Genomic DNA, 24,763 nt, shown 5'->3' with positions numbered 1-24,763 from the left:
GCAACCCAGGTTGCGGCTTTTTTATGGGTCAAATGGCTGGTCCGGGATTACTTGCCCATGGCCTGACGGTATTGCCGGGTGCGCCGGGTGATGTGCAAACGATCGAGAATCAACGCCCAAACCGCTGACACCTGCGGCCGTGTCGTACGCCCGCGACTCAACCGAGCCAGTTGGAATTTCACCACCGCCATGGTCGCCAGCGATGCCAGTGCTTTGCGTTTCCAGCGAATCGGCGGTAGCTGCGGATGGCTGTTTTGGCCTTCGCACCAGTGTTTGACCAGCAGCGGTTCAACGGCCAGCGCGGTGCCGATACCGGCCATGGCGATGCCGCTGTCGAGCACCTGTTCAACGATTGCCAAGCGGCGGATTCCGCCCGTGACCATCACCGGCATCCGCGCCACGCTGGCCAACTCGCCAGCCATTTCCAGAAAGTAAGCTTCTCGCGCCAACGTGCGGCCGTCGCGAGCTTCGCCTTGCATCGCCGGTGCTTCGTAGCTGCCGCCAGAGAGTTCCAGCAAGTCGATCTGCTGTTCGTTGAGCCACTGGATCACTTGCCTGGAGTCGTCGGCGTCGAAGCCGCCGCGCTGGAAATCCGCCGAGTTGAGCTTTACCGAAACGCAAAACTGCGGCGATACGGCTTTACGCACCGCGCTGACCACGGCCAACAGCAATCGAGCACGATTCTCCAGCGATCCGCCCCACTGGTCATTGCGGCGATTGGTCAGCGGCGAAAGGAACTGGCTGATCAGGTAACCGTGCGCGGCATGGATCTGCACACCAGTGAAACCGGCCTTTTCGGCCAAAGTGGCGCTGGTGGCGAAGCGCTGGATCACCTCTTCAATGTCGGCTTCGCTCATGGGTTTCGGTTCGGCGAACATCTTCGAAAACGACCCCAGATCCAACGCCACCGCCGACGGTGCCAAGGCTTGTTGACCGAGGTTGGCCATGGTCTGGCGGCCGGGATGATTGAGTTGCACCCAGAACTGCGCACCACCGGCCCGGCCAATGTTCGCCCATTGCCGAAAGCGCTCAAGGTGTCGTTCATCCTCCAGCACCACGCCGCCGGGGCCGGTCATCGCGCGGCGGTCGATCATCACGTTGCCGGTCAACAACAGACCGGTTCCGCCCTCGGCCCAGGCCTGGTACAAGCGAAACAACGCGTGGTCGGGCGCCTGATCGAGGTCGGCGAGATTCTCCTCCATCGCGGCTTTGGCGATGCGATTGCCGATGGTCTGGCCGTTGGGCAAATTCAACGCTTGGAAGGGCGACATGCTTGACTCCTCATCAGTGATGAGCGGAGGCTAAGCTTAAAGTTAACTTTAATGTCAAGCAGGAAAACGAGGGCACTATGAAGATTGGTGAACTGGCGCAGTTGAGCGGACTGACCGCTTCGCGCATCCGCTTTTATGAGGCTCAGGGCTTGATCCAGCAGGTGCAGCGCTCGGCCAACGGCTATCGGCGCTATCCGCAGCAGGTTCTGCAAACCTTGCAGATCATCCAGTGCGCGCAGCAGGCCGGGTTCAGCCTGGAAGAACTCAAGAATCTGTTACCGGACAATGTGACGGGCGCGTTCAAGCACGATGAACTGATGGTCAGCCTGCAACGCAAAGTCGAGCAGATCGAAGCGATGCAACTGCACCTTGCTCAGAGCAAAGCGCAGTTGCTGGGCTTGATCGAGAGCATCCAGGCACGCCCCGAGGGCATGGCCTGCGATGCGAACGCCGAGCGGGTGCTGGCGTCATTCAAGCACTAGGGACCGTTGGGGCGCAGGAATCGGGTTGCGCATCAGCGTGCCCACCACCAACGCACCGAGTAATGCCGCAAGCCCCGCGACCCACAGCAACAGACTGAAACCTGCGACAAAAGCCTGCCGCGCCAAAGGTTCGACCAGCGTTCGCGCCGCTTCGGGCAGCAGGCTCATTGCCGCGCTCATGTCACCGGCCACCACCCGCGAGGCGACATCCTTGGATTGTTCGAGCAGCGCCGGAGCCTGGCTCGACAGGCCGGTGTGCAGCTGTTGTTCGGTATGACCGGCGAGCAGGGCGCCATAAACGCCGATGGCCAGCATCACCGCACTGAAGCGCATGGTGGTGCTCATGCCCGAGGCCATCCCGGTGCGCTCCCGAGGCACGCAGGCCATGATGTTTTTCTGCGTGTCACCGTTGAGCAGGCCGGCACCGGCGCCGGTCACGGCAATTGCCAGGGCGAAGAGCGGGTAACCGCCGCTGTTGACCGCCCAGGCGCTGAGCAGGTTACCGCTGCCGACCAGCGTCAAACCGATGGCCATCATGTTTGCCGGGGTTACGCGTCCTGTCAGGCGTGCGCCGATTCGCGGGAAGATCAGCATGGTCACCGCAAACGGCAACATGCCCAGCCCGGCCGAAATCGCAGTAAAACCCAAACCGTTCTGCAGATAAAACGGCAGCATCGTCATCATCACCTGGGCGCACGCGGCGTAGGAGAACATCCCGAGCAAGGCGCCGATGAAGCGTGGGTGGCGGAACAATTGCAGGTCGATCATCGGCCGCTGCTGCATCCGCTCGATGATCACGAACAACCCCAGCAGCGCCGCGCCGCCAATCAGGCGCGCATATGTTGCCGGGTTGTTCCAGCCGATGCGGTTGGCTTCGATCAGGCCCCAGATCAGGCATAACAGACTGGCGCTGAACGCGAGGCTACCCCAAGGGTCGAGGCGTGCAGCCTGGGCGTCGCGGGATTCCGGCACCGCGCGCCAGACCATGTACATCAGGAACAGGCCGACCGGCAGGTTGAGGTAGAAAATCCAGCGCCAACCCACGTACTCGGTGATCAATCCGCCCAAGGTCGGCGCCGCGGTCATCGCCACGCCCATGCAGCCGCCCCAGAATGCCCAGGCTTTGGCCCGTTCGACTTCATCGTGGAAGGTGTGGCCGATGGACGCGAGCGCCGAGGTCAGCAGCAGTGCGGCGCCGACGCCCTTGATGGCGCGGGCGATATCGAGAAACAGTGCATTCGGCGCGGCACCGCAACCCAGCGACGCGAGAATGAAAATGCCCAGCCCCCACATCAGGGTTTTCTGTCGGCCAAAACGGTCGGCGAGGCTGCCGGCAGGCAGCAGCAACGCGGCGAAGGCCAGCATGTAGGCGCTGACGACCCATTCGATGTCCGCAAAGTTCGCCCCCAGATCCCGAGCGATGCTGGGCAAGGTAACGGCGACGATGTTGGTGTCGAGCACGATCAACGAGCACACGGCGGATGCGGTGAGCAAGGTCAGGCGTGGGCTTACCTTGGGTTTGACGGACATGGCAGGGGTTCTCTACTGTGGCGGTTCGTGCAGCTTATCGCTCGCTGACGATGTCTTTGTTAGGCGCGCTTCATCACTTCATTACCTTTGAGCTAATGCAAAAATGGACATCCGTCACTTCCGCTACTTTCTGGCCGTCGCCCGGCAGCGCAATTTCACCCGTGCCGCCGAGCAACTGGGCATTGCGCCGCCGACACTGACCCGGCAGATCCAGGACATGGAAACGGAACTGGGCACGCGGCTGTTTTTGCGTCAGGTGCGGGACGTCAACCTGACCGAGGCTGGCGCAGCGCTGCTGATTGAGGCTGAAGCCACGGTGCGGCAATTCGAATCGGCGCAGCGCAATGCCCAACGTGCCGGTCGCGGTGATATCGGTCATATCGAATTGGGCTATGTGGCCTCGGCGGTGTACTCGGGGATATTGCAAAAACAGGTGCAGGGTTTTGCAAGCGAATACCCGGATGTCAGCCTCAACGTGCGGGAAAGCCCCATGGCCAGCCTGCCGAACATGATCCTCGAAGGGCGCTTCGATCTCGGTTACATCCGCTGTCCGATGACCTTGCCTGAGGGCGTCGAAGGCGTGCGCCTCAATGATGAGGGCTTTGTCCTGGCGCTACCGGTCGACTCGTGGCTGACTCGCTTGCCGGTGATCACTTCTGCGCATCTGCAAAATGAGAACTTCATTCTTCCGGAGCAAGTGATTGGCACTTTGCAAGTGGCCGCGCAGGGTAAGTTCGTACCGAAGCTGGGTGCGCAACCGGGTGGATTGGTGGCGGTGATTGCGCTGGTGTCGCTGGGGCAGGGCGTCGCGGTGGTGCCGGAGTCGGTGGTCGGGCATGTCAGTTTGCCGAATGTGGTGTATCGGCAGGTTTCGGACTGCAATTCGTCATCGTGGCTGGCGTTGGTTCATCGGCGGTTTGAGAAATCGCCGGCTGTGGTTCGGTATATCGAGCGTGTGAAAAAGAGTTAAAAGCATCGCGAGCAAGCTCGCTCCCACAGGGATTACGCAATAACCTGTGGGAGCAGCTACAGATCTTGAAATGATTTCCGGCTGTAGGATTTGTCGCTATCACCTGTACGATTCAAGTCCTTTTTTCCTTTCAGGACTTGCATGAACACCCTCACGGAGCCTCCCAGTCATCCTTCCTCCTCGCGCCAACGCGCGGTCTTGATGCACGCGAAACATCCGGTCTTTCGGCTTCTGAACACCCATGACATTGCAGCTCCACGGCCTCTGCGCCGCGCCTTGCCGTGCCCGGCATTCTGAATTCACTGAAGAGATCGAGACGTTTTTATGGAATGGTTAGCTGACCCCACCGCATGGCTGGGCTTGTTGACGCTGATTGTGCTGGAACTGGTGCTGGGCATCGACAACCTTGTGTTTATCGCGATCCTGGCGGACAAGTTGCCGCCGCATCAGCGCGACCGTGCGCGGATCATCGGTTTGTCCCTGGCGTTGTTGATGCGTTTGGGCCTGCTGGCGAGCATTTCGTGGCTGGTGACCCTGACCCAGCCGCTGTTCGAGGTGTTCGACAAGAGCTTCTCCGGGCGAGACCTGATCATGCTGTTCGGTGGTGTGTTCCTGTTGTTCAAGGCCACCATGGAATTGCACGAACGGCTCGAAGGCCATGTCGGTGAACGTTCGTCCAATTCGGCCTACGCGCTGTTCTGGCCAATCGTGGCGCAGATCGTGGTGCTGGATGCGGTGTTCTCCCTCGATGCGGTGATTACCGCCGTGGGCATGGTCGACGAACTGGCGGTGATGATGATCGCTGTGATCATTTCCATCGGCCTGATGATCGTCGCCAGCAAACCGCTGACCCGTTTCGTCAACGCGCACCCGACGGTGATCATGCTGTGTCTGGGTTTCTTGATGATGATCGGCTTTGCGCTGACCGCCGAAGGCCTGGGCTTCCATATTCCCAAGGGCTATCTGTATGCGGCCATCGGTTTCTCGATCCTGATCGAGGTGTTCAACCAGATCGCCCGAGCCCGGCGCAAGCGTTCGATGCAAGGTCTGCGACCGATGCGCGAACGGACTGCCCACGCGGTGATGCGTTTGCTCGGGGGGCGCAAGATGGCGGTGGAGGAGGTGGGTGAAGAAATCGCCGACATGCTCGACAACGGCGAGGCACCGAACGAAGAACTGTTCGATCGCCGTGAGCGGGTGATGATCAGCGGCGTCCTGCAATTGGCGGAACGGCCGATCCGCACGTTGATGACCGTACGCGCCGATGTCGATCACATCGACCTGGCCGATGACGCCGAGGCGATTCGTACGCGGCTGATGCATTCGTCCTACTCGCGCCTTCCGCTGATTCGCGACGGCGCGGTGGATGAGCCGTTGGGCTTCGTACACAAGAAGGAACTGCTCAAGGAGTTCCTGGCCGGCAACGAACCTGATCTGGCGCATCTTGCACGCCAGACGATCAACTTGCTGGAGAGCTATTCGATCCTCAATGCCCTGGAGCAGATGCGCAAGGCGTCGACGCACATTGCGTTCGTGGTCAACGAGTTCGGCGATTTTGTCGGCGTATTGACCATGACTGACATCCTTGAGTCGATTGCCGGTGAGCTACCCGATGCCAGCGAAATCGAAGGCCCGGACGTGATCGAGGAGAAGGGCGGGTTCGTGGTCAGCGGCGCATTGAACCTGGCGCGGGTTCGACAGCACACCGGGTTTGCCGCAGAACCAACCGACGACTATCAAACCTTGGCCGGGTTGGTCGTGAGTCTGCTGGATCGATTACCGATGATCGGTGACAGCCATGAGTGGGAAGGCTGGCGCTTGACGGTCATGTCGGTGGAAGAACGGCGGGTGAAGCGGGTATTGCTGGTGCGCATCGGCGGGTGATTTAGTGGTGGGTTTGAGGGCCCCTTCGCTGGCTTGCCAGCGAAGGCAATGGATCAGGCGACAAAAAACTCAAGCCTGATGATGAAAGGTAAACCGATCCTTCCCCGTATGTTTTGACTCATACAACGCCGCATCGGCCTTGACCAGCGCCTGATTCAAGGTGTCGTCATCCAGTACCCGCGCGAGCCCGATACTGATGGTCACCGGATGCTGTGTCGATTGCTCGCGTACCACCCGGCAAAGCTCCCCGGCCAGCACCTCGACCTCTTCCCGGCGTACCCCCGCCAGATAAATTGCAAACTCCTCACCGCCCAGGCGCGCGTATTCGTGGTGGCTCATTACCGCTTTGATGTCCTGCGCGATGCGCTTGAGTACTTCATCGCCGATGTCGTGGCCGTAGACATCGTTGACCTTCTTGAAGTTGTCGATATCGATCATGGCCAGGTAGTGATCGTGTTCACGTGGCGTGGCGTGCAATTGCTTGTCGGCGCGGGTCATGAACGAACGCCGATTGGGGATTTCAGTCAACGTGTCGATGTACGCTTGATCCAGCAGCAACTTGGACATGATGAAGTTGTAGAGTTTGGCCTTGCGCAAGGTGAGGAAGCTGTAGATGGTCAGTGCGCAAATGAACGTTGTGTAACTGAGCGCCATCACCCCACCGAGCGCCTGCGTTTCGATGCCGGTATCGTAGAAGGGGTTGAGAAATGCCCAAGTGATGAGTTGGGCGGCAAAGAATGCCCAGCGATTCAGGGGCAATACCGATGCGGTGAACAACGTGGTTGATGCCGCCAGCAGCAGCCAGGCGGGTTGGTGGTCTTCGGATACACCTTCGATCAACAAACGCGTGCCTAGGGCGATGGTGAAAATGAACAACAGGTTCAGCTTCTGGAAATGCCGGGCGTCGCGAGTGAACAGCAAGATGATCACCAGGATCGTGAAGACGCCGACAAACATCACTGAACGCCACGTGAAGCTCTGGTTGCCGACAAAGCTGAGAACCAGGTCATAGGTAATCCACACCGCGATACTGGCGATGTAAATCAATACGCAGAATTTGTGCAGGCGGTCGAACTCATGCTGGAGAAACTCGGCTTTCATCGCTGCTGGCGCGGTTTTTTTCAGCACTTCATCTTCAATGGTTTTGTACATCGCTGACCTTGTTCTTGTGTTGATTGTCGAGAATCACCTTGCCCCAAGGCCGGTAACGCAGGGAAAAAACCGCTGTTGGGTGGCAACCCGGCGATGTTTGCAAAATGGCTGGCTCGGCGCGGAAGGGTTGCCCGGCAGCGCTGACCTGATGGAACGCTTCCTGGACGATGCCGATGGAGCAGGGCAAGGCATTGGCGTAGCCGTTGCGCACCAGTGCCGGCAAACGCCCGGTGCCAACCCCGTCCTGCCACCAGACCTGAATCCCGGCGCTTGCCAGCTCACCCAGCCACTGGGCATTCACCTGCGGCGCCAGTTTGCCGACGCTGAAGACGCTGACATGCAGCGGCGCATCGAGTTTGCCGGCGAAGTCCTTGAGTTGGCGTTGCAGGGTTTGCCTGCGGTCAGGTGCCAGAAAGTGCAAATCATCCAGCTCCATCGGCAAGTACCAGCCGTTGACCGGTAGCTTCCATTCTTTGCGCAACTTCTGCTGCTGGGCCAGCGATTGCCCCAATTGTGCCTGCCAGTAACTGGCCAATCCGGCGCTGTCGAGTTCATTGGTGCGTTGGTAATAGGCCGGGTCCATGCTCAAGCCCAGCACCAGGTTCAGGCCTTGCTCGCGGGCGAGTTTCAGGCTGTTGACCAACCAGCCAGTGGCGCCGCCGAAGTCTGAGTCGCCATAAGCGGTCCATTGCACGATCAGCGTGTGGGCACCCTGTTTGGCGGTGTCTCGCCAGATCGTGCGCCATTGGCTTTCGCTGAGGCTCGCGTCGACGTTCAGCGGTTGATAGAAGATTCGCTCGTCAGCTTGGGCCACCGCTCCGCCCAGCAATAGCCACATGATCAGTAAAAATCGCCTCATCAGAAATTCAACTCCACGCCCAGCAGCACGCCGTTGCCGCCCTCATACAAGTTGCCGCCCAACGACTGCTGATACTCGGTGCGGACGGACAGGTGAGCGCGGTAGGCATTGTAGATATCGTCGTCGAACCACCATTGCCAACGCAGGCCGATACCGGTGCGCAGGTCCTGACGCCAGTCGTTGCTCGGGTCCTGACTGGCGAACTCGAGGAAGCCGTAGGGCATGAGGGTTTGTGCACCGTTGAACGGCAGTTTCCAGGCATGACCTTGTTGAAAACGTGAAAGCCATTGATGGTCGCCAGCCTTGGTCCACCAGGCCGCATCGAGGTAGAGGAAACGCTCTTCCCAATCGCTTTCGTCGACGCGCCAATCGTTGCGGAATCGCCCCTGATCGAGAAACGAAGCGGTGGCGCGCAGCAGGTAATCGGTAGTGGTATGGCCGTCCTTGCGGTGATCTTCGACCTGATCCCCGAGTTTTTCCGGAACCAGCATTTGACCCAGGCTCAAGCCGTGGTTGTCCTGATCATCGAACTGACTCTGCTTGTAGATTTCGCCATAGAAGTTGATGTTCGCCGTGCCCCAGGGCTTGTAGCGCAGGCCCACGCCGGTGCCGAGGGATTCGGCGTAACTTGAGCGGCCGACGCCACCGAGCAACACGCGCCCGTAGACCGACAGCGTGCTGCCGGCGCGAGTGGGTTCCTCGCCGAGTGCGTGGTCCCACATGGCCAGTTGCACGTTTTGCGAAGTCGAGCGGCGTCTGGAACCGGTGGTGTCGTCCGGCAGCAGGAAGTCGTTGGTCGAGACACCGGCCGGTGACCAGGTGCTGGCGATGGTGCGTGTGTCGCGGCGGGACAAGGTTTCGTGGGCACGGCGCTGGCGGTAGCGCCGGGCTTCCATGCTGCCGTCCTCGTCGTCGGCGGCTACCGGGTGCTGTTCCAGATCGATCACGCGGCGCAATTCCTTGCGGGCCGAGGCGCTGTCTTCGGCTTCGTCGTAGCGCCAGGCCAGGGTTTCGCCGAGGCGATAGTCTTCCGGAAAGTCTTTGGTCGCGCTTTGCAAATAGGGGATGGCGCGAGCGCGTTCTTCCCGGGTGTCTGCACCGGCCAGGCGCATGCCGTAATCGGCGCGATAACGCGGGTTGTCCGGTTCAAGGCGCACGGCTTCGGCCAGCCACGCGGTGCTCTGTTGCAGGTCGCCGGCCTTTTGCGCGGTGACCGATGCGGCGTAGAAGTGTCCGGCGTCCGCTGACTGTTGCAGAGCGGAGCGCTGGCGCTGCAAGGCGAGGGTGTGATCGCCCCGGGCATCGGCAATCGCCGCGCCCAAAACCCATTCATTGGCGCCACGGCTGCGGCTTTGCTGCCAGTAGCGTTCGGCGGTCTGCGCGTCGCCGGCATTGAGTGCGCTGCGGCTGGCGGTGAGTCGTGCGTTGTCGCTCAGTTCGGACGCCGGGATGCTGCGCCAAATGGCCAAGGCACCGGGTGAATCCCCGGCAGCTTCCAGCGCGTAGGCCAACGGCAGGCGACTGCCACGGTCGCCGAGTTGGTAATACACCACCGCTTCGCCGGGACGCTCCGGCATCGCACAACGACCCAGGGCGCGGTAGTCGCCGGCGCTTTGCGGATGATCGCCGATCGCCTGTCGCACCGCCGTGCACTGGCCACTTTCCGCCAGTTGCGCCAATAGTTGACCGCGAGTTGCGGGGTCGACGCGATTGAGCAGCGACACCATGCGTTGTTGCTGCGCCGGGGTCGGACTCGACGAGGCATACAACCCGGCCAGGCGTTGCAGCAGGGCGGCTGGCAGTTTGCCGTTGTGGCGTTCGTACGCGTTTTCGAGCAGTTGTTGCGCCTGCTCACGCTGTCCGGCATTCAGTGCCAGATAGGTGGCCTGATCGAGAGAACTCAGGCTGCCGGTCTGCTGGTAATGCCGCTCCCAGAGCTGTTGCGCCTCTGCATTGCGCCCCAATGCCTGCACCAGTTCGGCCCGGCGCTTGACCACGTCGGCGGTCTGCGGTTGACCGGCGAGCCAGGCCATGACCTTGTCGCTGCGGCCCTGTTGTTGCCAGACGTTGAGCAATTGCGCTTGTCGACGGCTATCCCACGGCTCGGGCAATCGTGTGCTTTGCAACAGATCGGTGGCTTGCAGGCGCTGGGCGAGGACCAGCCAGGTTTGCGGGTCTTTGTCGGGCCGGCATTTGCGCAGTTGCGTCAGCGCGGCGGGCGGGTCACGCCGGGACAACCACTCGGCTGTCTCCAGGCATGGCCGCTGCAATTCGTCACTCAGGCGCTGGACCGTTGCGCTGTCACCGGTTTCCCTCGCCAGTTCCCACAAGCGCTGGCGCTGGGCCGGATCGGCAAGGTCTTCGGGTGGTAGCGATTGCATCCAGCGCTGCGCCTGCTGGATATGCCCCATGGCAATCGCCCGGTCGACCATGGCCAATCGAGCCTTGCGCGCAGCTTCCGGGCTGGGCGCCTGTTGCAGCAATTGCTGCAAGGGTTGATCGTCGAGGCGTTGCACATAGGCGTTAGCCAGCCGTTGCCAACCTTGGGCATCCAGTTGATTGCTCGCGGCCAGGGGCGCCAGTTCCTTGATGGTGCCGTCCCAGTCGCGCAACTGTTCGGACCAATTGGCGCGGGCCATTTGCAGGATTCGTTGATCACCCTTTGGCGCGAGTTGCGCCAGCCAGTCGTGGGCCCGCGCCGCGCCGCCGAACTTGGCCAGGCTCAAGCTGTAGGCCTGCCAAAGGCGTATGCGCTGGGTCATGTTGCTTGTGGCGATCCACTGTTCTACCTGCTCACTGCCCGGTGGATCCTGTTCGATCCAGGTCAGGCGCAGGTTGAGCAGGGCATCGCTGTTTTGCGGGTTGTCCGGCAGCGCTTGCACGGCGTCCTTGTAGCGCCTCTGTTTGGCCAGCGCCTCCACCAGCAGGGCGCGCGCTTCATCGTTGTTCGGCACGATGCCGAGCAGGTGGCGCATCAATCGTTCGACTTCGGCCCAGTTACCTTTTTTCGCTTCGCGATAGCTGCGGTCCATGTAAGGGAAACTGCGGAACTGCTCAAAATCGGTCAACGGTTCGGCCTGCACCCACGCTGCGGTGCAAAGGCTCAGCAGCAGGCTGCCGACCAGCAGGGCGTGACGCTTGCCTGGCTTCATTCGACCTCCCGGGCAATGCCGAAGGCGGCTTGCTGTTCAGCGGCCTGATCCTCAAGCGCCTGTTCGAGCACTTGCTGGGTAATGATGCCGCGCGAGATCAGGTGTTCGCCCAGCGACATGCGCTCGGCATCAAAATCGATCAAGGCCTGATTGAACAGCGACGGCGGGACCATTCCTCGTACTTGCAGCAAATTCCCCAGCAGCACTTGATGGTGACTGACACGCTCAAGCAAGGCTTCATCGTCCTGATGACGCTCAAGCACTTCAAGCATGTGGTGCACGTCTGCGCTTTGCCGGGCGCTGGGATACCAGAACCGGATGCCCAATGTCACCCGGCCCTGAGGTGCGAGACGGCAGCGAACCGGGCGCTTCAACTGGCGGCTGATGGCGCCCAGCGACACCTGACTGACCGGGCCTTCGGAGGCCAGCACCAAGGTGTTGCCTTCTTCGGCGGCGGGCAGCACGCCGTAGTGGGTGGCAACCTTGCGCGGCACCGCGTCGATCAGGCGTTTGTCGAGTTTGAACGGATTGAGCGGCGCCCATTCCATGTCCAGTTGTTCGGCCAGGGTCTGCACCAGTTGCGTGGTGTCGATGTGGCCGCGCAGCAGCAGCTCGTGGCCGAGGCGCCGACGCACCGGGTTGGTGATCGCCGCGTCCAGTTGTTCTTCACTGAGCACGCCTTTTTCAACCAGCCGATGGCCCAGCGGGGTGCGTTGCGCCTGGGCCAGGGCCGGGAATTCATGGGTGGTCTTGTCCCACGCAACGCGGCGCGAATCGCCCATTTCCATGACTTGCCGCAAGGCCCGCAGATTGGCGAAGAAATTGACGAAATTGCTCCACATCATCCGCGGCGCCGACAGCAGGCCTTCAACGATTCCGTAATAGCGGGTGACGAACCAGCCACGCTGGAACAACCGGTTGAGCAGCATCAGGCCGTTGAGCCAAAGCAGCGTCGTGAGCAGGGTGCTGTCGGTGAGGATCGACGGGTAACGCCAGGCCTCGGGGAAAATAACCGTCACCAGCCACATCGCCAGCAAGACCAGCAACAGCAGGTTGACCAGGAAGCTCAGCAGGTACGCGATCAGTCCGCGACGATCACGCCAGAGGAAATAATTGAGCAGGCCGGTGGGGCTCCAGCCGAGGTTCTTGGTGCCCTGGAACACGATGCCGACGATCCAGCGGGATTTCTGCCGGATCGCGTGCTGCAAGTCGCGGGGGAAATGTTCGCGTACGCAGATCACCTGGGAAAAGGCGCGGTTCATGCCGAACACCCAAGGCTGTTGGAGTGCCAGTTTCGGGTCGCTCACCGAGTAGCGGGCGAAGATGCACTTCATGCCTTTCTGCTTGAGGCGGAAGCCGATGTCGTAGTCCTCGGTCAGGCTCTGCACATCGAAGGCAATGCCATCGCCATCCTCGAGCAAGGCACTGATGGCCTTGCGGCTGAAGCAGGTGCCAACCCCGGCACTGGGAACCTGGCCGGTCAGCGCCTCGCGGACAATCACATCCTTGCCGTGATTTTCGGCGAACTCGTCGACGTAATGACCTGCGGTGAAACCTCTCCATTCGGGTGCATAGGGGTAGACCGGAATCTGGATCAGGTCCTTGTTCGGCAGCAGGTAGTTGAAGAGGCGCAGCTCCATCGGCGAGATCACATCTTCGGCATCGTGCAGGATGAAACCGGCAAACTGGATTTTCGCATCGCTTTCAAAACGCAGGATGGCGTCGATGATGTTGTTCAGGCAGTCGGCCTTGCTGGTGGGGCCGGGGCGGGCGCAGATCACCTTGTGCACATTCGGGTAGTGCTGGCAGACCGCGTCGACGTCGGCCTGGGTCTCGGCATCATTGGGGTAGGTGCCGACGAAAATCTGATAGTTCTCGTAATCGATGGTCGAGGCCGCCAGCCGCGCCATTTCACCGACGACACCGACTTCATTCCACGCCGGGACCATGATCGCCAGCGGCTTTTCGCTGATGGTGTAGAGCCGCTGTTCATCGGCGCGCTTGAATTTTTCATAGTAGCGCCAGCGGCGGATCAGCTTGCGGGTCCAGTAGACGACGTCGATGAACAAGTCATCGAGCCCCAGCACGAACATCAACAGCGCCAGGGCAATTGCGAGGTATTTGAGGCCGAAGAGCACATAGGCGAAGAAATCGACCAGGCCCAGACTCATGCTCCTTTACCCGCTACGGCGCGGTGTTTGAGCCACACACCGAGCCGATTGGCGATCCGTTCGCTGGCATGACCGTCGCCGTAGGGGCTGTGGATGCGGCTCATGCGCTGGAAGGTTGCGTCGTCATCGAGCAACAGGCTGGCTTCCTTGACGATACGGTCGGTGTCGGTGCCCACCAGCAGCACCGTGCCGCCTTCGAGCACCGACGGCCGTTCGGTGACATCGCGCAGCACCAGCAACGGTTTGCCGATGGCCGGAGCTTCTTCCTGGATGCCGCCGGAATCGGTAAGGATGAAATGCGCGCGATCCATCAGCCAGACAAAGTGTTGGTAATCCTGCGGCGCCACCAGATAGATGTTGGGTTTGTTGGACAGCACGCTGTACACGGCATTTTGCACCTGCGGGTTGAGGTGCACCGGGTAGACGAATTGCACATCCGGGTAACGCTCGGCGAGGGTGGCCAGGGCCAGGCAAATATTGCGAAAGCCGCCGCCGAAGTTCTCGCGGCGATGGCCCGTGATCAGTACCATGCGCCGCTTGTCGTCGAGCACCGCCAGTGGAGAATCGGCCGCCGGATGCCACTGGATCTGCTGTTGATGGGTGCGCATCCACACCAGTGCATCGATCACCGTGTTGCCGGTGACTTCGATGTTGGCCTTGGGTACGCCCTCGCGCAGCAAGTTGTCTTCGCTCTTGGTGGTCGGCGCGAAGTGCAGGTCGGCGATGACGGCGGTCAGGTGCCGATTGGCTTCCTCCGGCCACGGGGCGCGCAAATTGCCGGTACGCAAACCGGCCTCGACATGGCCGATGGGCAATTGGCGATTGAAGGCGGCGAGGGCGGCAATGAAGCTGGTGGTGGTGTCACCATGGACCAGCACAATATCCGGCTTCACCCGCTCGTAGGCTTTGTCCAGATGTTCCAGCAACTGCTCGGACAGACCATTGAGGGTCTGGCCCTGAGTCATCACTTGCAGGTCTTCGTCGACCACCAACTCGAAGGAGTCGAGCACCTGCTTGAGCATCTCCCGGTGCTGGCCGGTCGAGCAGATGTTCAGTTCGATACCGGGCCAGTTACGCAAGACTCGAGCAAGGGGTGCCATCTTGATGGCTTCCGGTCGTGTTCCGAACACCACCATGACTTTGAAGGACATGAACCCTCCCGGGACAACACACGCCACCACGCGTCGCCACTGTTAAGACTGTTTATCACTTGTAGATTGAATAAAGCAGTCGGATGGGGGGTTGTCCAATGCCATTGGCTCCGGGAAAGTTTTGGTGTCGGACTGCACCTTATTCGTTCACCGAAGCACACATTGTGAACTTGATACCCGTAGGCTGTAGCCATCGGTAGCGGGTTCTTGCCTGTGCGTTTGGTAACGCATTTTCCGTACGATCGCGCATCCCCCTGATTCAGAACACTTTTCAATCCCCCCTACATTCCCTTCACAACCTGTGGCACACTTTCTGCTGTCTATTCCGTTGTTACATACCAAGTTCCGGTATAACGGAATAAACATCACCCTGGAGTGCTTGCCATGCATCGCCGACCTTCCTTGTTCAAAGCGTGTGTTTTTCTATTTGCAGCGTCTGCTGCTGCCATGGGCGTGGCCCAGGCGGCGGACAGTAAGCTCGATAGCGTTCTGGCCCGTGGCAAATTGATTGTAGGAACCGGCAGCACCAACGCGCCGTGGCACTTCCAGGGTGCCGATGGCAAGTTGCAGGGCTTTGATATCGATATTGCGCGCATCGTGGCCAAAGGCTTGTTCAACGATCCGAGCAAGGTCGAGTTCGTGGTGCAATCGTCCGATGCGCGGATTCCCAACCTGCTGACCGACAAGGTCGACATGAGTTGCCAGTTCATCACTGTGACCGCCAGCCGTGCCCAGCAAGTGGCGTTTACCCTGCCGTACTACCGCGAAGGCGTCGGCCTGCTGTTGCCGGCCAACAGCAAGTACAAGGAAATCGAGGACATGAAAGCCGCCGGCGATGGCCTGACCGTGGCGGTGCTGCAAAACGTCTATGCCGAAGAGCTGGTGCATCAGGCGCTGCCCAAGGCCAAGGTCGATCAGTACGACAGCGTTGACCTGATGTATCAGGCCGTGAACTCCGGTCGCGCCGATGCGGCAGCCACCGATCAGTCGTCGGTGAAATACCTGATGGTGCAGAACGCCGGCCGCTATCGCAGCCCGGCCTACGCCTGGAGCCCGCAAACTTATGCATGTGCGGTCAAACGTGGCGATCAGGACTGGCTGAACTTCGTCAACACCGCCCTGCATGAAGCCATGACCGGCGTCGAGTTCCCGACTTACGCGGCGTCGTTCAAGCAGTGGTTCGGCGTAGACCTGCCGTCGCCAGCCATCGGTTTCCCTGTCGAATTCAAATGATCCCGTGAGAGCGGGGCGGTGTTGAATCGCCCCGCTCAAGGTACTGCCGACCATGAATTATCAGTTGAACTTTGCCGCCGTGTGGCGCGATTTCGACACCTTGCTGGCGGGGCTCGGTCTGGGTCTTGAGCTGGCGCTGGTGTCTATCGCCATCGGCTGCGTGATCGGCCTGCTGATGGCGTTTGCTTTGTTGTCGAAGCACCGCGCGTTGCGGGTGCTGGCATCGGTGTATGTGACGGTGATCCGTAACACGCCGATTCTGGTGTTGATTCTGTTGATCTACTTTGCGTTGCCGAGCCTGGGGATTCGTCTGGACAAAATCCCATCGTTCATCATCACCCTGTCGCTGTATGCCGGGGCGTATCTGACCGAAGTGTTCCGTGGTGGGTTGCTGAGTATTCCCAAGGGCCAGCGTGAAGCCGGGTTGGCGATTGGCCTGGGCGAGTGGCAGGTCAAGGCCTACGTCACTGTGCCGGTGATGCTGCGCAATGTGCTGCCGGCGCTGTCGAACAACTTCATTTCGCTGTTCAAGGACACCTCGCTGGCGGCGGCGATTGCCGTGCCGGAGCTGACCTATTACGCGCGCAAGATCAATGTCGAGAGCTACCGGGTGATTGAAACCTGGCTGGTGACCACGGCGTTGTATGTCGCGGCCTGCTACCTCATTGCCATGATGCTGCGTTACCTCGAGCAGCGTCTGGCGATCCGCCGATAGGAGGCCCCATGTACGAATCCCCCAGTTGGTTGCATGAGTTGTGGGTCGCGCGCGAGCCGTTGATGCAAGGTTTTTTGACCAGTGTGCAGGCGTCGGCACTGGCGATTTTGTTCGGCACGGTGATCGGTGTTTTCGCCGGGCTGGTGCTGACCTACGGCAAGTTCTGGATGCGTGCGCCGTTTCGTTTTTACGTCGATGTGATTCGCGGCACGCCGGTGTTTGTGTTGGTGCTGGCCTGCTTCTACATGGCGCCCGCGCTGGGCTGGCAGATCAGCGCGTTCCAGGCCGGCGCCTTGGGCCTGACGCTGTTCTGCGGCTCCCACGTCGCCGAGATCGTGCGCGGTGCCTTGCAGGCATTGCCGCGCGGACAGATGGAAGCGAGCAAGGCCATCGGCCTGACGTTCTACCAGTCGCTTGGCTACGTATTGTTGCCTCAGGCACTGCGGCAGATCCTGCCAACCTGGGTCAACTCGTCCACCGAGATCGTCAAGGCCTCGACGCTGTTGTCGGTGATCGGCGTGGCCGAGCTGCTGCTCAGCACCCAACAGATCATCGCCCGGACGTTCATGACCCTGGAGTTTTACCTGTTCGCCGGTTTTCTGTTCTTCGTCATCAACTACGGCATCGAATTACTCGGCCGGCACATTGAAAAGCGGGTGGCCTTGCCATGACTCAGACTCAAACCAATCCCCAGAACGGCCAACCGCTGCTGGACATTCGCGGCCTGCACAAACGCTACGACCAGCTCGAAGTGCTCAAGGGCGTCGACTTGACCATGCAGCGCGGCAACGTGGTGACGTTGATCGGCTCCAGCGGCTCGGGCAAGACCACCTTGCTGCGCTGCGTGAACATGCTCGAAGAATTCCAGGGCGGGCAGATCCTGCTCGACGGCGAATCTATCGGCTATGACGAGGTCAACGGCAAACGCATCCGTCACCCGGAAAAAGTCATCGCCCGCCATCGCGCCATGACCGGCATGGCGTTCCAGCAGTTCAACCTTTTCCCGCACCTGACGGCGTTGCAAAACGTCACCCTTGGTTTGCTCAAGGTAAAAAAGCTGCACAAGGACGAGGCCGTGGCTCTCGCGGAGAAATGGCTGGAGCGCGTTGGTCTGCTGGAGCGCCGCGATCACTTCCCCGGCCAACTGTCCGGCGGTCAGCAACAGCGCGTGGCGATTGCCCGGGCGATCGCAATGAACCCGAGCCTGATGCTGTTCGACGAAGTCACGTCGGCCCTGGACCCTGAGCTGGTCAGCGAAGTGCTGAACGTGATCAAGGGCCTGGCGGATGACGGCATGACCATGTTGCTGGTGACCCACGAAATGCGCTTTGCCTTCGAGGTCTCGGACAAGATCGTTTTCATGAATCAGGGGCGCATCGAAGAGCAGGGTCCGCCCAAGGACCTGTTCGAGCGTCCGCAATCGCCGCGTCTGGCTGAGTTTCTTAAAAGCACGCGGTTTTAAACACTCGATTTTCAATCAGGAGAAACACTCATGAGCATTACGCGTTACGGCACCGGCAGCGCCGCCGCAGGCGGCACGCCTCGTCCTTTCGCCCGCGCCGTTGAGGCTGATGGCTGGCTGCACGTTTCCGGGCAGGTGCCGGCGGTGGACGGCGAGATCATTGTCGGTGGCATCGTCGAGCAGACCCACCAGACCATGAAGAACCTGGTCGCCATTCTCCAGGAGGCCGGTTATGGCCTGGAAGACGTGATACGTGTTGGCGTGTGGCTGGAAGATCCGCGGGATTTCACCAGTTTCAACAAGGTTTTCTCCGAGTACTTCAAACCCGAACACGCCCCGGCGCGGGCCTGTGTGCAGGCGAACATGATGGTCGACTGCAAGGTTGAGATCGACTGCATCGCCTACAAGAAAAAGGTCTGAATCGAGGCGGCTCTTGTAGGAGCTGCCGAAGGCTGCGATCTTCTGGCGTTTTTTGAGGCAGCTGCCAGAGCAAGATCAAGAGATCGCAGCCTGCGGCAGCTCCTACAGAGCACTATTGAGTGAGCATGAAAATGACCGAAGACACCATCAAGCGCCGGGCACGCGGTCTGGACCGGGCGTTCGATATCCTCGATTTCCTCAAGGAAGTCGGCCAGCCCCTGCGCCCGAACGACATCGCCAACGGCATCGGCAGCCCGAAATCCACGGTCTACGAGCTGGTGGCTTCGCTGCTGGAACGACGGATTCTTGAGCCGGTCGGCAAGGACGGTCACGTCTACCTCGGTCGTCAGCTGTACTTCCTTGGCCAGGCGCATTTGCGTCATTTCGACCTGACCCGCGAAGCCGATCAGGCGTTGCAGGAAATTGTCAGCCAGACTCATGAAACCGCGCAGATGTGCCTGCTCAACGGGCGCAAATACACCGTGGCGCTGATGAAAGAGGGCGAGCGGCATTTCCGTATTTCCTCGGACATCGGCGAGAACGCACCGATCCCATGGACCGCTTCCGGGCGCCTGCTGCTGGCGCACCTCAGCGATCAGGAAATCATCGACCTGATCGACCACGACGACTTCATCCTGCCCGACGGCGAACGCTTGCCGCTGGAGCAGTTCCTGAAGGAAATCCGTCAGGCCGGTATCGACGGATTCTTCTCGTTCGATAGCGTTGCCGACACCTTTACCCATTGCTTCGCCGCCCCGGTCAAAGACCCCAACGGCGTGGCCATCGCGACCCTGTGCATCGTCGCCCCCCGGGCCGATGCCAAGAACAATTACAACGACTACCGCCGGGTGCTGATCGAAAGTGCGAACAGCCTGGCCCGTCGCATCAACGAATAACCGCGGCCGTTTGCGGCCGCGAAAATGAGGAATTCGACCATGTCTACTGCCCCCAATACTGCCAACGTGGATAAAGGCGCGGCCCGGATCGGCGCCAGCCTGGTGCGTGACGTCAGCCTGCCGGCGCTGGTGCTGCACCGTGAAGCGCTGGAGCACAACATTCGCTGGATGCAGGCGTTCGTCAGCAACAGCGGCGCGGAACTGGCGCCCCACGGCAAAACCAGCATGACCCCGGCGTTGTTTCGTCGACAACTGGACGCCGGCGCCTGGGGCATCACCCTGGCCAGCGCCACGCAAACCCGTGCGGCCTATGCCCACGGCGTGCGCCGGGTGTTGATGGCCAACCAACTGGTGGGCACGCCGAACATGGCGCTGATTGCCGATCTGCTGGCCGACCCGACGTTCGACTTCTATTGCATGGTCGATCACCCGGACAACGTCGCCGACCTCGGCGCCTATTTCGCTTCGCGCGGCGCGCGCCTGAACGTGATGATCGAGTACGGCGTTGTCGGCGGACGTTGTGGTTGCCGTAGCGAACAGGAAGTGCTGGACCTGGCCAAGGCCATCGCTGCGCAACCGGCGCTGGCATTGACCGGGATCGAAGGCTACGAGGGTGTGATTCATGGTGATCACGCTGTCAGCGGGATCCGTGCGTTTGCCGGGTCTTTGGTGCGTCTGGCAGTGCAGTTGCAGGACAGCGGTGCGTTCGCCATCGCCAAACCGATCATTACCGCTTCCGGCTCGGCGTGGTATGACCTGATTGCCGAGGAGTTCGAAGCGCAAAACGCCGCTGGGCGTTTCCTCAGCGTATTGCGTCCAGGCAGTTATGTGGCCCACGATCACGGCATTTACAAAGAGGCGCAATGCTGCGTCCTTGATCGCCGCAGCGATTTGCAAGAAGGCCTGCGGCCGGCGCTGGAAGTCTGGGCGCACGTGCAGTCGTTGCCGGAGCCGGGCTTCGCGGTAATTGCCTTGGGTAAACGCGATGTGGCTTACGACGCCGGTCTGCCGGTGCCGTTGCTGCGTTACAAGGCTGGCGTGGTACCGGCCAAGGGCGACGATGTCGGCGCCTGCAAGGTGACGGCGGTGATGGACCAGCATGCGTTCATGACCGTGGCGCCGGGGGTTGAATTGCGCGTGGGCGACATCATTTCGTTCGGCACTTCGCACCCGTGCCTGACGTTCGACAAGTGGCGCACGGGGTGTCTGGTGGATGAGCAGTTGAACGTCATCGAAAACATGGAAACCTGTTTTTAAAGGTTTGAGACCGAGGTGCTGCCATCGCGGGCAAGCCCGCTCCCACAAGGTTCTTCAGTGTTCCCAAAACCTGTGGGAGCGGGCTTGCCCGCGATGAGGCCCGACCAGACAACACCGAAACACCAGAGACCCCACAACAATGAACACCATCAACACCCTCGGCCCCAATACCCCGCGCATCGCCCTGATTGGCGAATGCATGATCGAGCTACAACACCGCGCCGACGGCAGCCTGCAACAAAGCTTCGGCGGCGATACCTTGAACACGGCGGTCTATCTGTCCCGCGAACTGGGCGAGGCCGGTTCGGTGGATTACGTCACCGCCCTGGGCGATGACAGTTTCAGCGATGCCATGTGCCAGAGATGGGCTGAAGAGAATATCGGCCTGGACATGGTCCAACGCTTGCCCGGACGCTTGCCGGGTTTGTACTGCATCCAGACCGACGCGGCCGGCGAGCGGCGTTTCCTGTATTGGCGTAACGAAGCGGCGGTGCGCGATTGCTTCGCCACCCCGTCTGCCGAGCCGATCCTGGCGGCACTGCCGGATTACGATGTGTTGTATTTCAGCGGCATCACCCTGGCGGTGCTGGGCGTGCAAGGCCGGGAAAAACTACTGCTCACCCTGATCGAAGCCCGGCAACGTGATGCGCGAATCGTCTTCGACAACAACTACCGGCCACGGCTTTGGGCTTCGGTGGAAGAAGCGCGGGCGGCTTATCGCAGTGTCTTGCCATACATCGACCTCGCATTGCTTACTGTCGATGACGAGCAGGCGCTGTTCCATTTTGCCGATGATGAAGCGGTGTTTGCCGCGTACGAGCAGATCGGCACGCCGGAAGTGGTGCTCAAGCGCGGTGCCGAGGCGTGTCTGATTCGTTGTGCTGGTGAGTCATTCCAGGTGCCGGCGCAGAAGGTCGAGCGAGTGGTGGACACCACGGCGGCGGGGGATTCGTTCAGCGCGGCGTATTTGGCCTCGCGGCTCAAGGGCGGGAGCCCGGTGGAGGCTGCCGAGGCGGGGCATCGGTTGGCGAGTCGGGTGATTCAGGTGCCGGGGGCTTTGATTCCCAAAAACTGAAACCCGATCCCCGTAGGAGCTGTCGAGTGAAACGAGGCTGCGATCGTTTGATCCTGTTTTTTAACGATCAAAAGATCGCAGCCTCGTTTCACTCGACAGCTCCTACAAGAGTTTTTGTGTATCTCAATCCCGGTAAAACACCTGCACCAGGTGATAGCCAAATTTGCTCTTGATCGGCCCATGCACCACCCGCAGTGGTTTCTTGAAGATCACCGCATCGATCGCACCGACCATCTGCCCCGGCCGCACTTCACCCAAATCACCGCCGCGCTTGCCGGACGGGCAGGTCGAGTACTTCTTGGCCAGCACATCAAAGGCTTCGCCCTTGGCGATGCGTTGCTTGAGTTGCTCGGCTTCTTCCGAGGTTTTCACCAGGATATGGCGGGCTTGAGCTTTCATGGGGCGAATACCTTGTAACGGTGGTGACAATGCTGGTGAGAAAGAGGGCGCGCGCGATTATGCCCTAACTCACTCGGGTTGGCCGATCATCGTGCGAATCTTGTTGGCCAGCAGATCAATGGAAAACGGTTTGGCTACCATGTCCATGCCTTCCTCAAGGAAACCCTGGCGCTCGGCAGCCATCTGCGCGTAACCGGTCATGAACAGCACTTTCAGTTGCGGGCGATGTTGGCGGGCGATCTCCGCCAGTTGCCGACCGTTCATTCCCGGCAGGCCGACATCGGTGACCAGCAGATCGACGCGTAGGTCGGATTCGAGCAAGGGCAGGGCGGCCTTCGCATTTTCGGCTTCGTGGGCGCGATAACCCAGTTCCTTGAGCAGGTCGAGCACCAGCATGCGTACCGCTGGATCGTCCTCCACCAACACCACGGTTTCCCCGGCAATGGCAGGCGGCGCTTCGCTGATGACTGGCGACAGAACATCTGCCTGCTCCTCATCATGCAGGCGCGGCAGGTAAAGGCGCACGCTGGTGCCCTGGTCCGGCAAGCTGAACAGGCTGACGTGGCCCCCCGACTGCTGGGCAAAACCGTAGATCATCGATAACCCCAGTCCTGTGCCCTGGCCAATGGGTTTAGTGGTGAAAAACGGTTCGAACGCCTTGGCCAATACCTTGGGCGTCATGCCGGTGCCGTTGTCGCTGACGGCGATCATCAGGTAATCGCCGGCCTTGACCGGTTCCAGGGTGTTGATGTCGCTGCTGTCGAGGTAAACGTTGGCGGTTTCGATGCGCAATTCACCGCCATCGGGCATGGCATCCCGGGCGTTGATGACGAGGTTAAGCAGAGCATTTTCCAATTGACTGACATCTGTGCTGACCGGCCAGACGTCGTCGGCCAGTTGCAGCTTGAGTTCGATATGCTCGCCCTTGGTCCGGCGCAGCAGGTCTTCCAGGGAATGGATCAGGTCGTTGGCATTCAGCGGCCTGCGATCCAGCGACTGACGCCGGGAGAACGCCAGCAGGCGATGAGTCAGCGCGGCAGCGCGGTTGGCCGAGGACACGGCGGCCTCGGTGAAACGGCCGATTTCTTCCGTGCGCCCGTCGGCGATGTAGCGCTGCATCAGGTCGAGGCTGCCGATGATCCCGGTGAGCATGTTGTTGAAGTCATGGGCGATGCCGCCGGTGAGCTGCCCCACGGCTTCCATTTTCTGCGCATGGCGCAAGGCGTCTTCTGCGCGTTCGCGCTCGAACATCTCGTTTTGCAGGCGCTGGTTGGTCTCGGCCAGTTGCTGGGTGCGGGCGGCGACCCGTTCTTCGAGGGTTTCGTTGAGGTTGCGCAGGGCTTCTTCGGTCTGTTTGCGCTCGGTTTCGTCGATCACGAAAATGTAGAAACCGTTCACCGCGCCGTCCGCACCATGGCGCGGCAAGTAGTTCATCAGCGCATGCCGGATGCTGCCGTCGCGGTGTGGCGTGTTGATGCTGAAACAGCACGATTTGCCGGTCAGCGCCTGGGCGATATGCTCGGCGCGCAAGGCGTAGGCCTCATCTCCCAGTACCTCGCGAACTGTCCGGCCGAAGAGTTCCTGGGGTGTGAGGCCGTACCAGTCCAGGTACGCGGCGTTGTTCAGGCGAAAGCGCTCTTCGCGATCCACATAGCTGATCAGGATCGGCATGGCGTTGATGATCAGCTGCAACTCGGTCTGGCTCTGGCGCAGGGCCTGCTCGGTGTTTTTGCGATCGGTCAGGTCAAGCGCGGCGCCGAGGAAACGGATCGGCCGGCCGTGATGGTCCTTGTAGCAACGCCCGCGAGCAAATACCCAGCGCAGCTGACCGTCGGCTTGCAACAAGCGATATTCCTCGGCGTATTCGGTGCCGTGGGTGATGCAATGCTTGATGCTGCGGGCGATCAAGGCGCGGTCTTCGGGGTGAACGCCGTGCAGGTAAGCGCTGATCGGCAATTGGCCGGCCATGGCCGGATCGATGCCGTGCAACTGGGCGAAATGCGCGTCGGCGATGAAACGGTCTTCGCTGATGTCCCAATCCCAAGTGCCCACCGCATCGGTGGCGGCGAGGGCCAATTGCAAGCGTTCCTCGGTTTCCTGTTGCGCCTTGAGGCTCGCGGCCGAGCGCTGTTCCAGTTCCAGGGCGATGCGCCTACGCTCGTTGGTTTCGATGGCGGTGACCAGAATTCCCGCGACTTCGGCATTTTCGTCACGGATCGGGCTGTAGGTCAGGTCAAGCCAGAAGTCGGAATCCTTGCCTTCGCGTTGCAGGGTAAAGCGCTGCTCGCTGTAGGTCCGCACCTGGCCTTGTAGGACGGCGCTGTAAATCGGGTCGGCAAAGTCTTTGAGTTCTGGCCAGATCTGGTGTGTCGGCTGTCCGAAAGCGTGCGGATGCTTGCTGCCGGCCAGCAGGGCGAAGCCGTCGTTGTAGATCTGCGTCAGCTGCGGGCCCCAGAGCAACAGCATCGGCATTGGCGAATGAATCACAATGTCCACGGCGGTGCGCAGGCTCTGCGGCCAGGTACTGGCGGCGCCCAAGGGACTGTTTGCCCAGTCCAGTCGGGCAATCAAGGCCTGGGCATCGCTGCCGGTGGGTGATGCGTTCATCAAGGTGTCCTGCACATGAGTCGGTGAGGCGGTATCTACTATTCTTGGTTGACGCTGAATGCCCCGATTCGGGTCAT

20 protein-coding genes are annotated in these 24,763 nt (G+C 60.6%); 11 read left to right on the top strand and 9 right to left on the bottom strand.

From position 1 onward, the window contains the following. Positions 1–47 precede the first annotated feature (47 nt). Entirely contained in the window at positions 48–1,271 is a 1,224-nt protein-coding gene (locus ACM110_RS06705; protein ID WP_416127134.1) for an NADH:flavin oxidoreductase/NADH oxidase family protein, read from the bottom strand. A gap of 77 nt (positions 1,272–1,348) precedes the next feature. Between ACM110_RS06705 and ACM110_RS06700 the strand changes: the two genes are divergently transcribed. After that, on the top strand, positions 1,349–1,753 hold the full coding sequence (locus ACM110_RS06700) for a MerR family transcriptional regulator (protein ID WP_416127133.1): 405 nt from the start codon (positions 1,349–1,351) through the stop codon (positions 1,751–1,753). Here ACM110_RS06700 and ACM110_RS06695 read toward each other — a convergent pair. Next, positions 1,739–3,283 carry an MFS transporter gene (locus ACM110_RS06695; protein ID WP_416127132.1) on the bottom strand — a complete coding sequence of 515 codons (1,545 nt, stop codon included), beginning with the start codon at positions 3,281–3,283 and terminating at the stop codon, positions 1,739–1,741. The genes ACM110_RS06700 and ACM110_RS06695 overlap by 15 nt on opposite strands. A gap of 103 nt (positions 3,284–3,386) precedes the next feature. Here ACM110_RS06695 and ACM110_RS06690 point away from each other — a divergent pair, with 103 nt between their 5' ends. Both ACM110_RS06690 and ACM110_RS06685 read left to right on the top strand, forming a co-directional pair. After that, positions 3,387–4,253: a LysR family transcriptional regulator gene (locus ACM110_RS06690; protein WP_416127131.1), complete on the top strand. Its 867-nt coding sequence runs from the start codon at positions 3,387–3,389 to the stop codon at positions 4,251–4,253. Positions 4,254–4,577: 324 nt separating this feature from the next. Beyond that, entirely contained in the window at positions 4,578–6,137 is a 1,560-nt protein-coding gene (locus tag ACM110_RS06685; protein ID WP_416127130.1) for a TerC family protein, read from the top strand. A gap of 69 nt (positions 6,138–6,206) precedes the next feature. Here the strand turns inward: ACM110_RS06685 and ACM110_RS06680 are convergent, their stop codons facing one another. Genes ACM110_RS06680 through wecB form a run of 5 tightly spaced genes read right to left on the bottom strand, consistent with a single transcriptional unit; the run spans position 6,207 to position 14,622 of the window. Beyond that, positions 6,207–7,289, bottom strand: coding sequence for a GGDEF domain-containing protein (locus tag ACM110_RS06680; protein WP_416127129.1), 1,083 nt, complete (start codon positions 7,287–7,289; stop codon positions 6,207–6,209). After that, positions 7,273–8,148, bottom strand: a complete 876-nt coding sequence (locus ACM110_RS06675) for a DUF4434 family protein (protein WP_416127128.1) — start codon at positions 8,146–8,148, stop codon at positions 7,273–7,275. Before ACM110_RS06675 ends, ACM110_RS06680 begins: the two co-directional genes overlap by 17 nt. Further along, a complete protein-coding gene (locus tag ACM110_RS06670) occupies positions 8,148–11,300 on the bottom strand; it encodes an NfrA family protein (RefSeq protein WP_416127127.1) in 3,153 nt (1,050 codons plus the stop codon). Before ACM110_RS06670 ends, ACM110_RS06675 begins: the two co-directional genes overlap by 1 nt. Beyond that, positions 11,297–13,471: a cyclic di-3',5'-guanylate-activated glycosyltransferase NrfB gene (nrfB, locus tag ACM110_RS06665; RefSeq protein ID WP_416127126.1), complete on the bottom strand. Its 2,175-nt coding sequence runs from the start codon at positions 13,469–13,471 to the stop codon at positions 11,297–11,299. The genes ACM110_RS06670 and nrfB overlap by 4 nt, the downstream gene beginning before the upstream one ends. Continuing rightward, positions 13,468–14,622: a non-hydrolyzing UDP-N-acetylglucosamine 2-epimerase gene (gene wecB / locus ACM110_RS06660; RefSeq protein WP_416127125.1), complete on the bottom strand. Its 1,155-nt coding sequence runs from the start codon at positions 14,620–14,622 to the stop codon at positions 13,468–13,470. Before wecB ends, nrfB begins: the two co-directional genes overlap by 4 nt. 384 nt (positions 14,623–15,006) lie before the next feature. On the opposite strand from wecB, the gene ACM110_RS06655 reads away from it, so the two are divergent. The 8 genes from ACM110_RS06655 (at position 15,007) to ACM110_RS06620 (ending at position 21,680) form a co-directional block, all read left to right on the top strand. Then, positions 15,007–15,855: a transporter substrate-binding domain-containing protein gene (locus ACM110_RS06655; RefSeq protein ID WP_338580519.1), complete on the top strand. Its 849-nt coding sequence runs from the start codon at positions 15,007–15,009 to the stop codon at positions 15,853–15,855. Positions 15,856–15,907: 52 nt separating this feature from the next. Then, entirely contained in the window at positions 15,908–16,570 is a 663-nt protein-coding gene (locus tag ACM110_RS06650) for an amino acid ABC transporter permease (protein ID WP_007941741.1), read from the top strand. Positions 16,571–16,578: 8 nt separating this feature from the next. Further along, positions 16,579–17,241 carry an amino acid ABC transporter permease gene (locus tag ACM110_RS06645; protein ID WP_416127124.1) on the top strand — a complete coding sequence of 221 codons (663 nt, stop codon included), beginning with the start codon at positions 16,579–16,581 and terminating at the stop codon, positions 17,239–17,241. Further along, a complete protein-coding gene (locus ACM110_RS06640) occupies positions 17,238–18,032 on the top strand; it encodes an amino acid ABC transporter ATP-binding protein (protein WP_338580521.1) in 795 nt (264 codons plus the stop codon). Before ACM110_RS06645 ends, ACM110_RS06640 begins: the two co-directional genes overlap by 4 nt. Positions 18,033–18,062: 30 nt before the next feature. After that, positions 18,063–18,452: a RidA family protein gene (locus ACM110_RS06635; protein WP_416127123.1), complete on the top strand. Its 390-nt coding sequence runs from the start codon at positions 18,063–18,065 to the stop codon at positions 18,450–18,452. A gap of 131 nt (positions 18,453–18,583) precedes the next feature. Next, on the top strand, positions 18,584–19,348 hold the full coding sequence (locus ACM110_RS06630) for an IclR family transcriptional regulator (RefSeq protein ID WP_416127291.1): 765 nt from the start codon (positions 18,584–18,586) through the stop codon (positions 19,346–19,348). 39 nt (positions 19,349–19,387) lie between these two features. After that, a complete protein-coding gene (locus tag ACM110_RS06625; RefSeq protein WP_416127122.1) occupies positions 19,388–20,605 on the top strand; it encodes an amino acid deaminase in 1,218 nt (405 codons plus the stop codon). Positions 20,606–20,744: 139 nt separating this feature from the next. Then, the gene (locus ACM110_RS06620) at positions 20,745–21,680 is read left to right on the top strand and encodes a sugar kinase (RefSeq protein WP_416127121.1); all 936 of its coding nucleotides are present in this window, start codon (positions 20,745–20,747) and stop codon (positions 21,678–21,680) included. Positions 21,681–21,803: 123 nt separating this feature from the next. Here the strand turns inward: ACM110_RS06620 and ACM110_RS06615 are convergent, their stop codons facing one another. After that, entirely contained in the window at positions 21,804–22,079 is a 276-nt protein-coding gene (locus tag ACM110_RS06615; protein ID WP_007933743.1) for a peptidylprolyl isomerase, read from the bottom strand. A gap of 69 nt (positions 22,080–22,148) precedes the next feature. Continuing rightward, positions 22,149–24,686, bottom strand: a complete 2,538-nt coding sequence (locus ACM110_RS06610; protein WP_416127120.1) for a PAS domain-containing protein — start codon at positions 24,684–24,686, stop codon at positions 22,149–22,151. Positions 24,687–24,763 lie beyond the last annotated feature (77 nt).

It is taken from the genome of Pseudomonas sp. NFX98 (genome assembly GCF_047784845.1).
Lineage (GTDB): Bacteria > Pseudomonadota > Gammaproteobacteria > Pseudomonadales > Pseudomonadaceae > Aquipseudomonas.
Note: the sequence above shows the minus strand (reverse complement) of the source record. Positions and strands in the feature narration are given on the sequence as shown.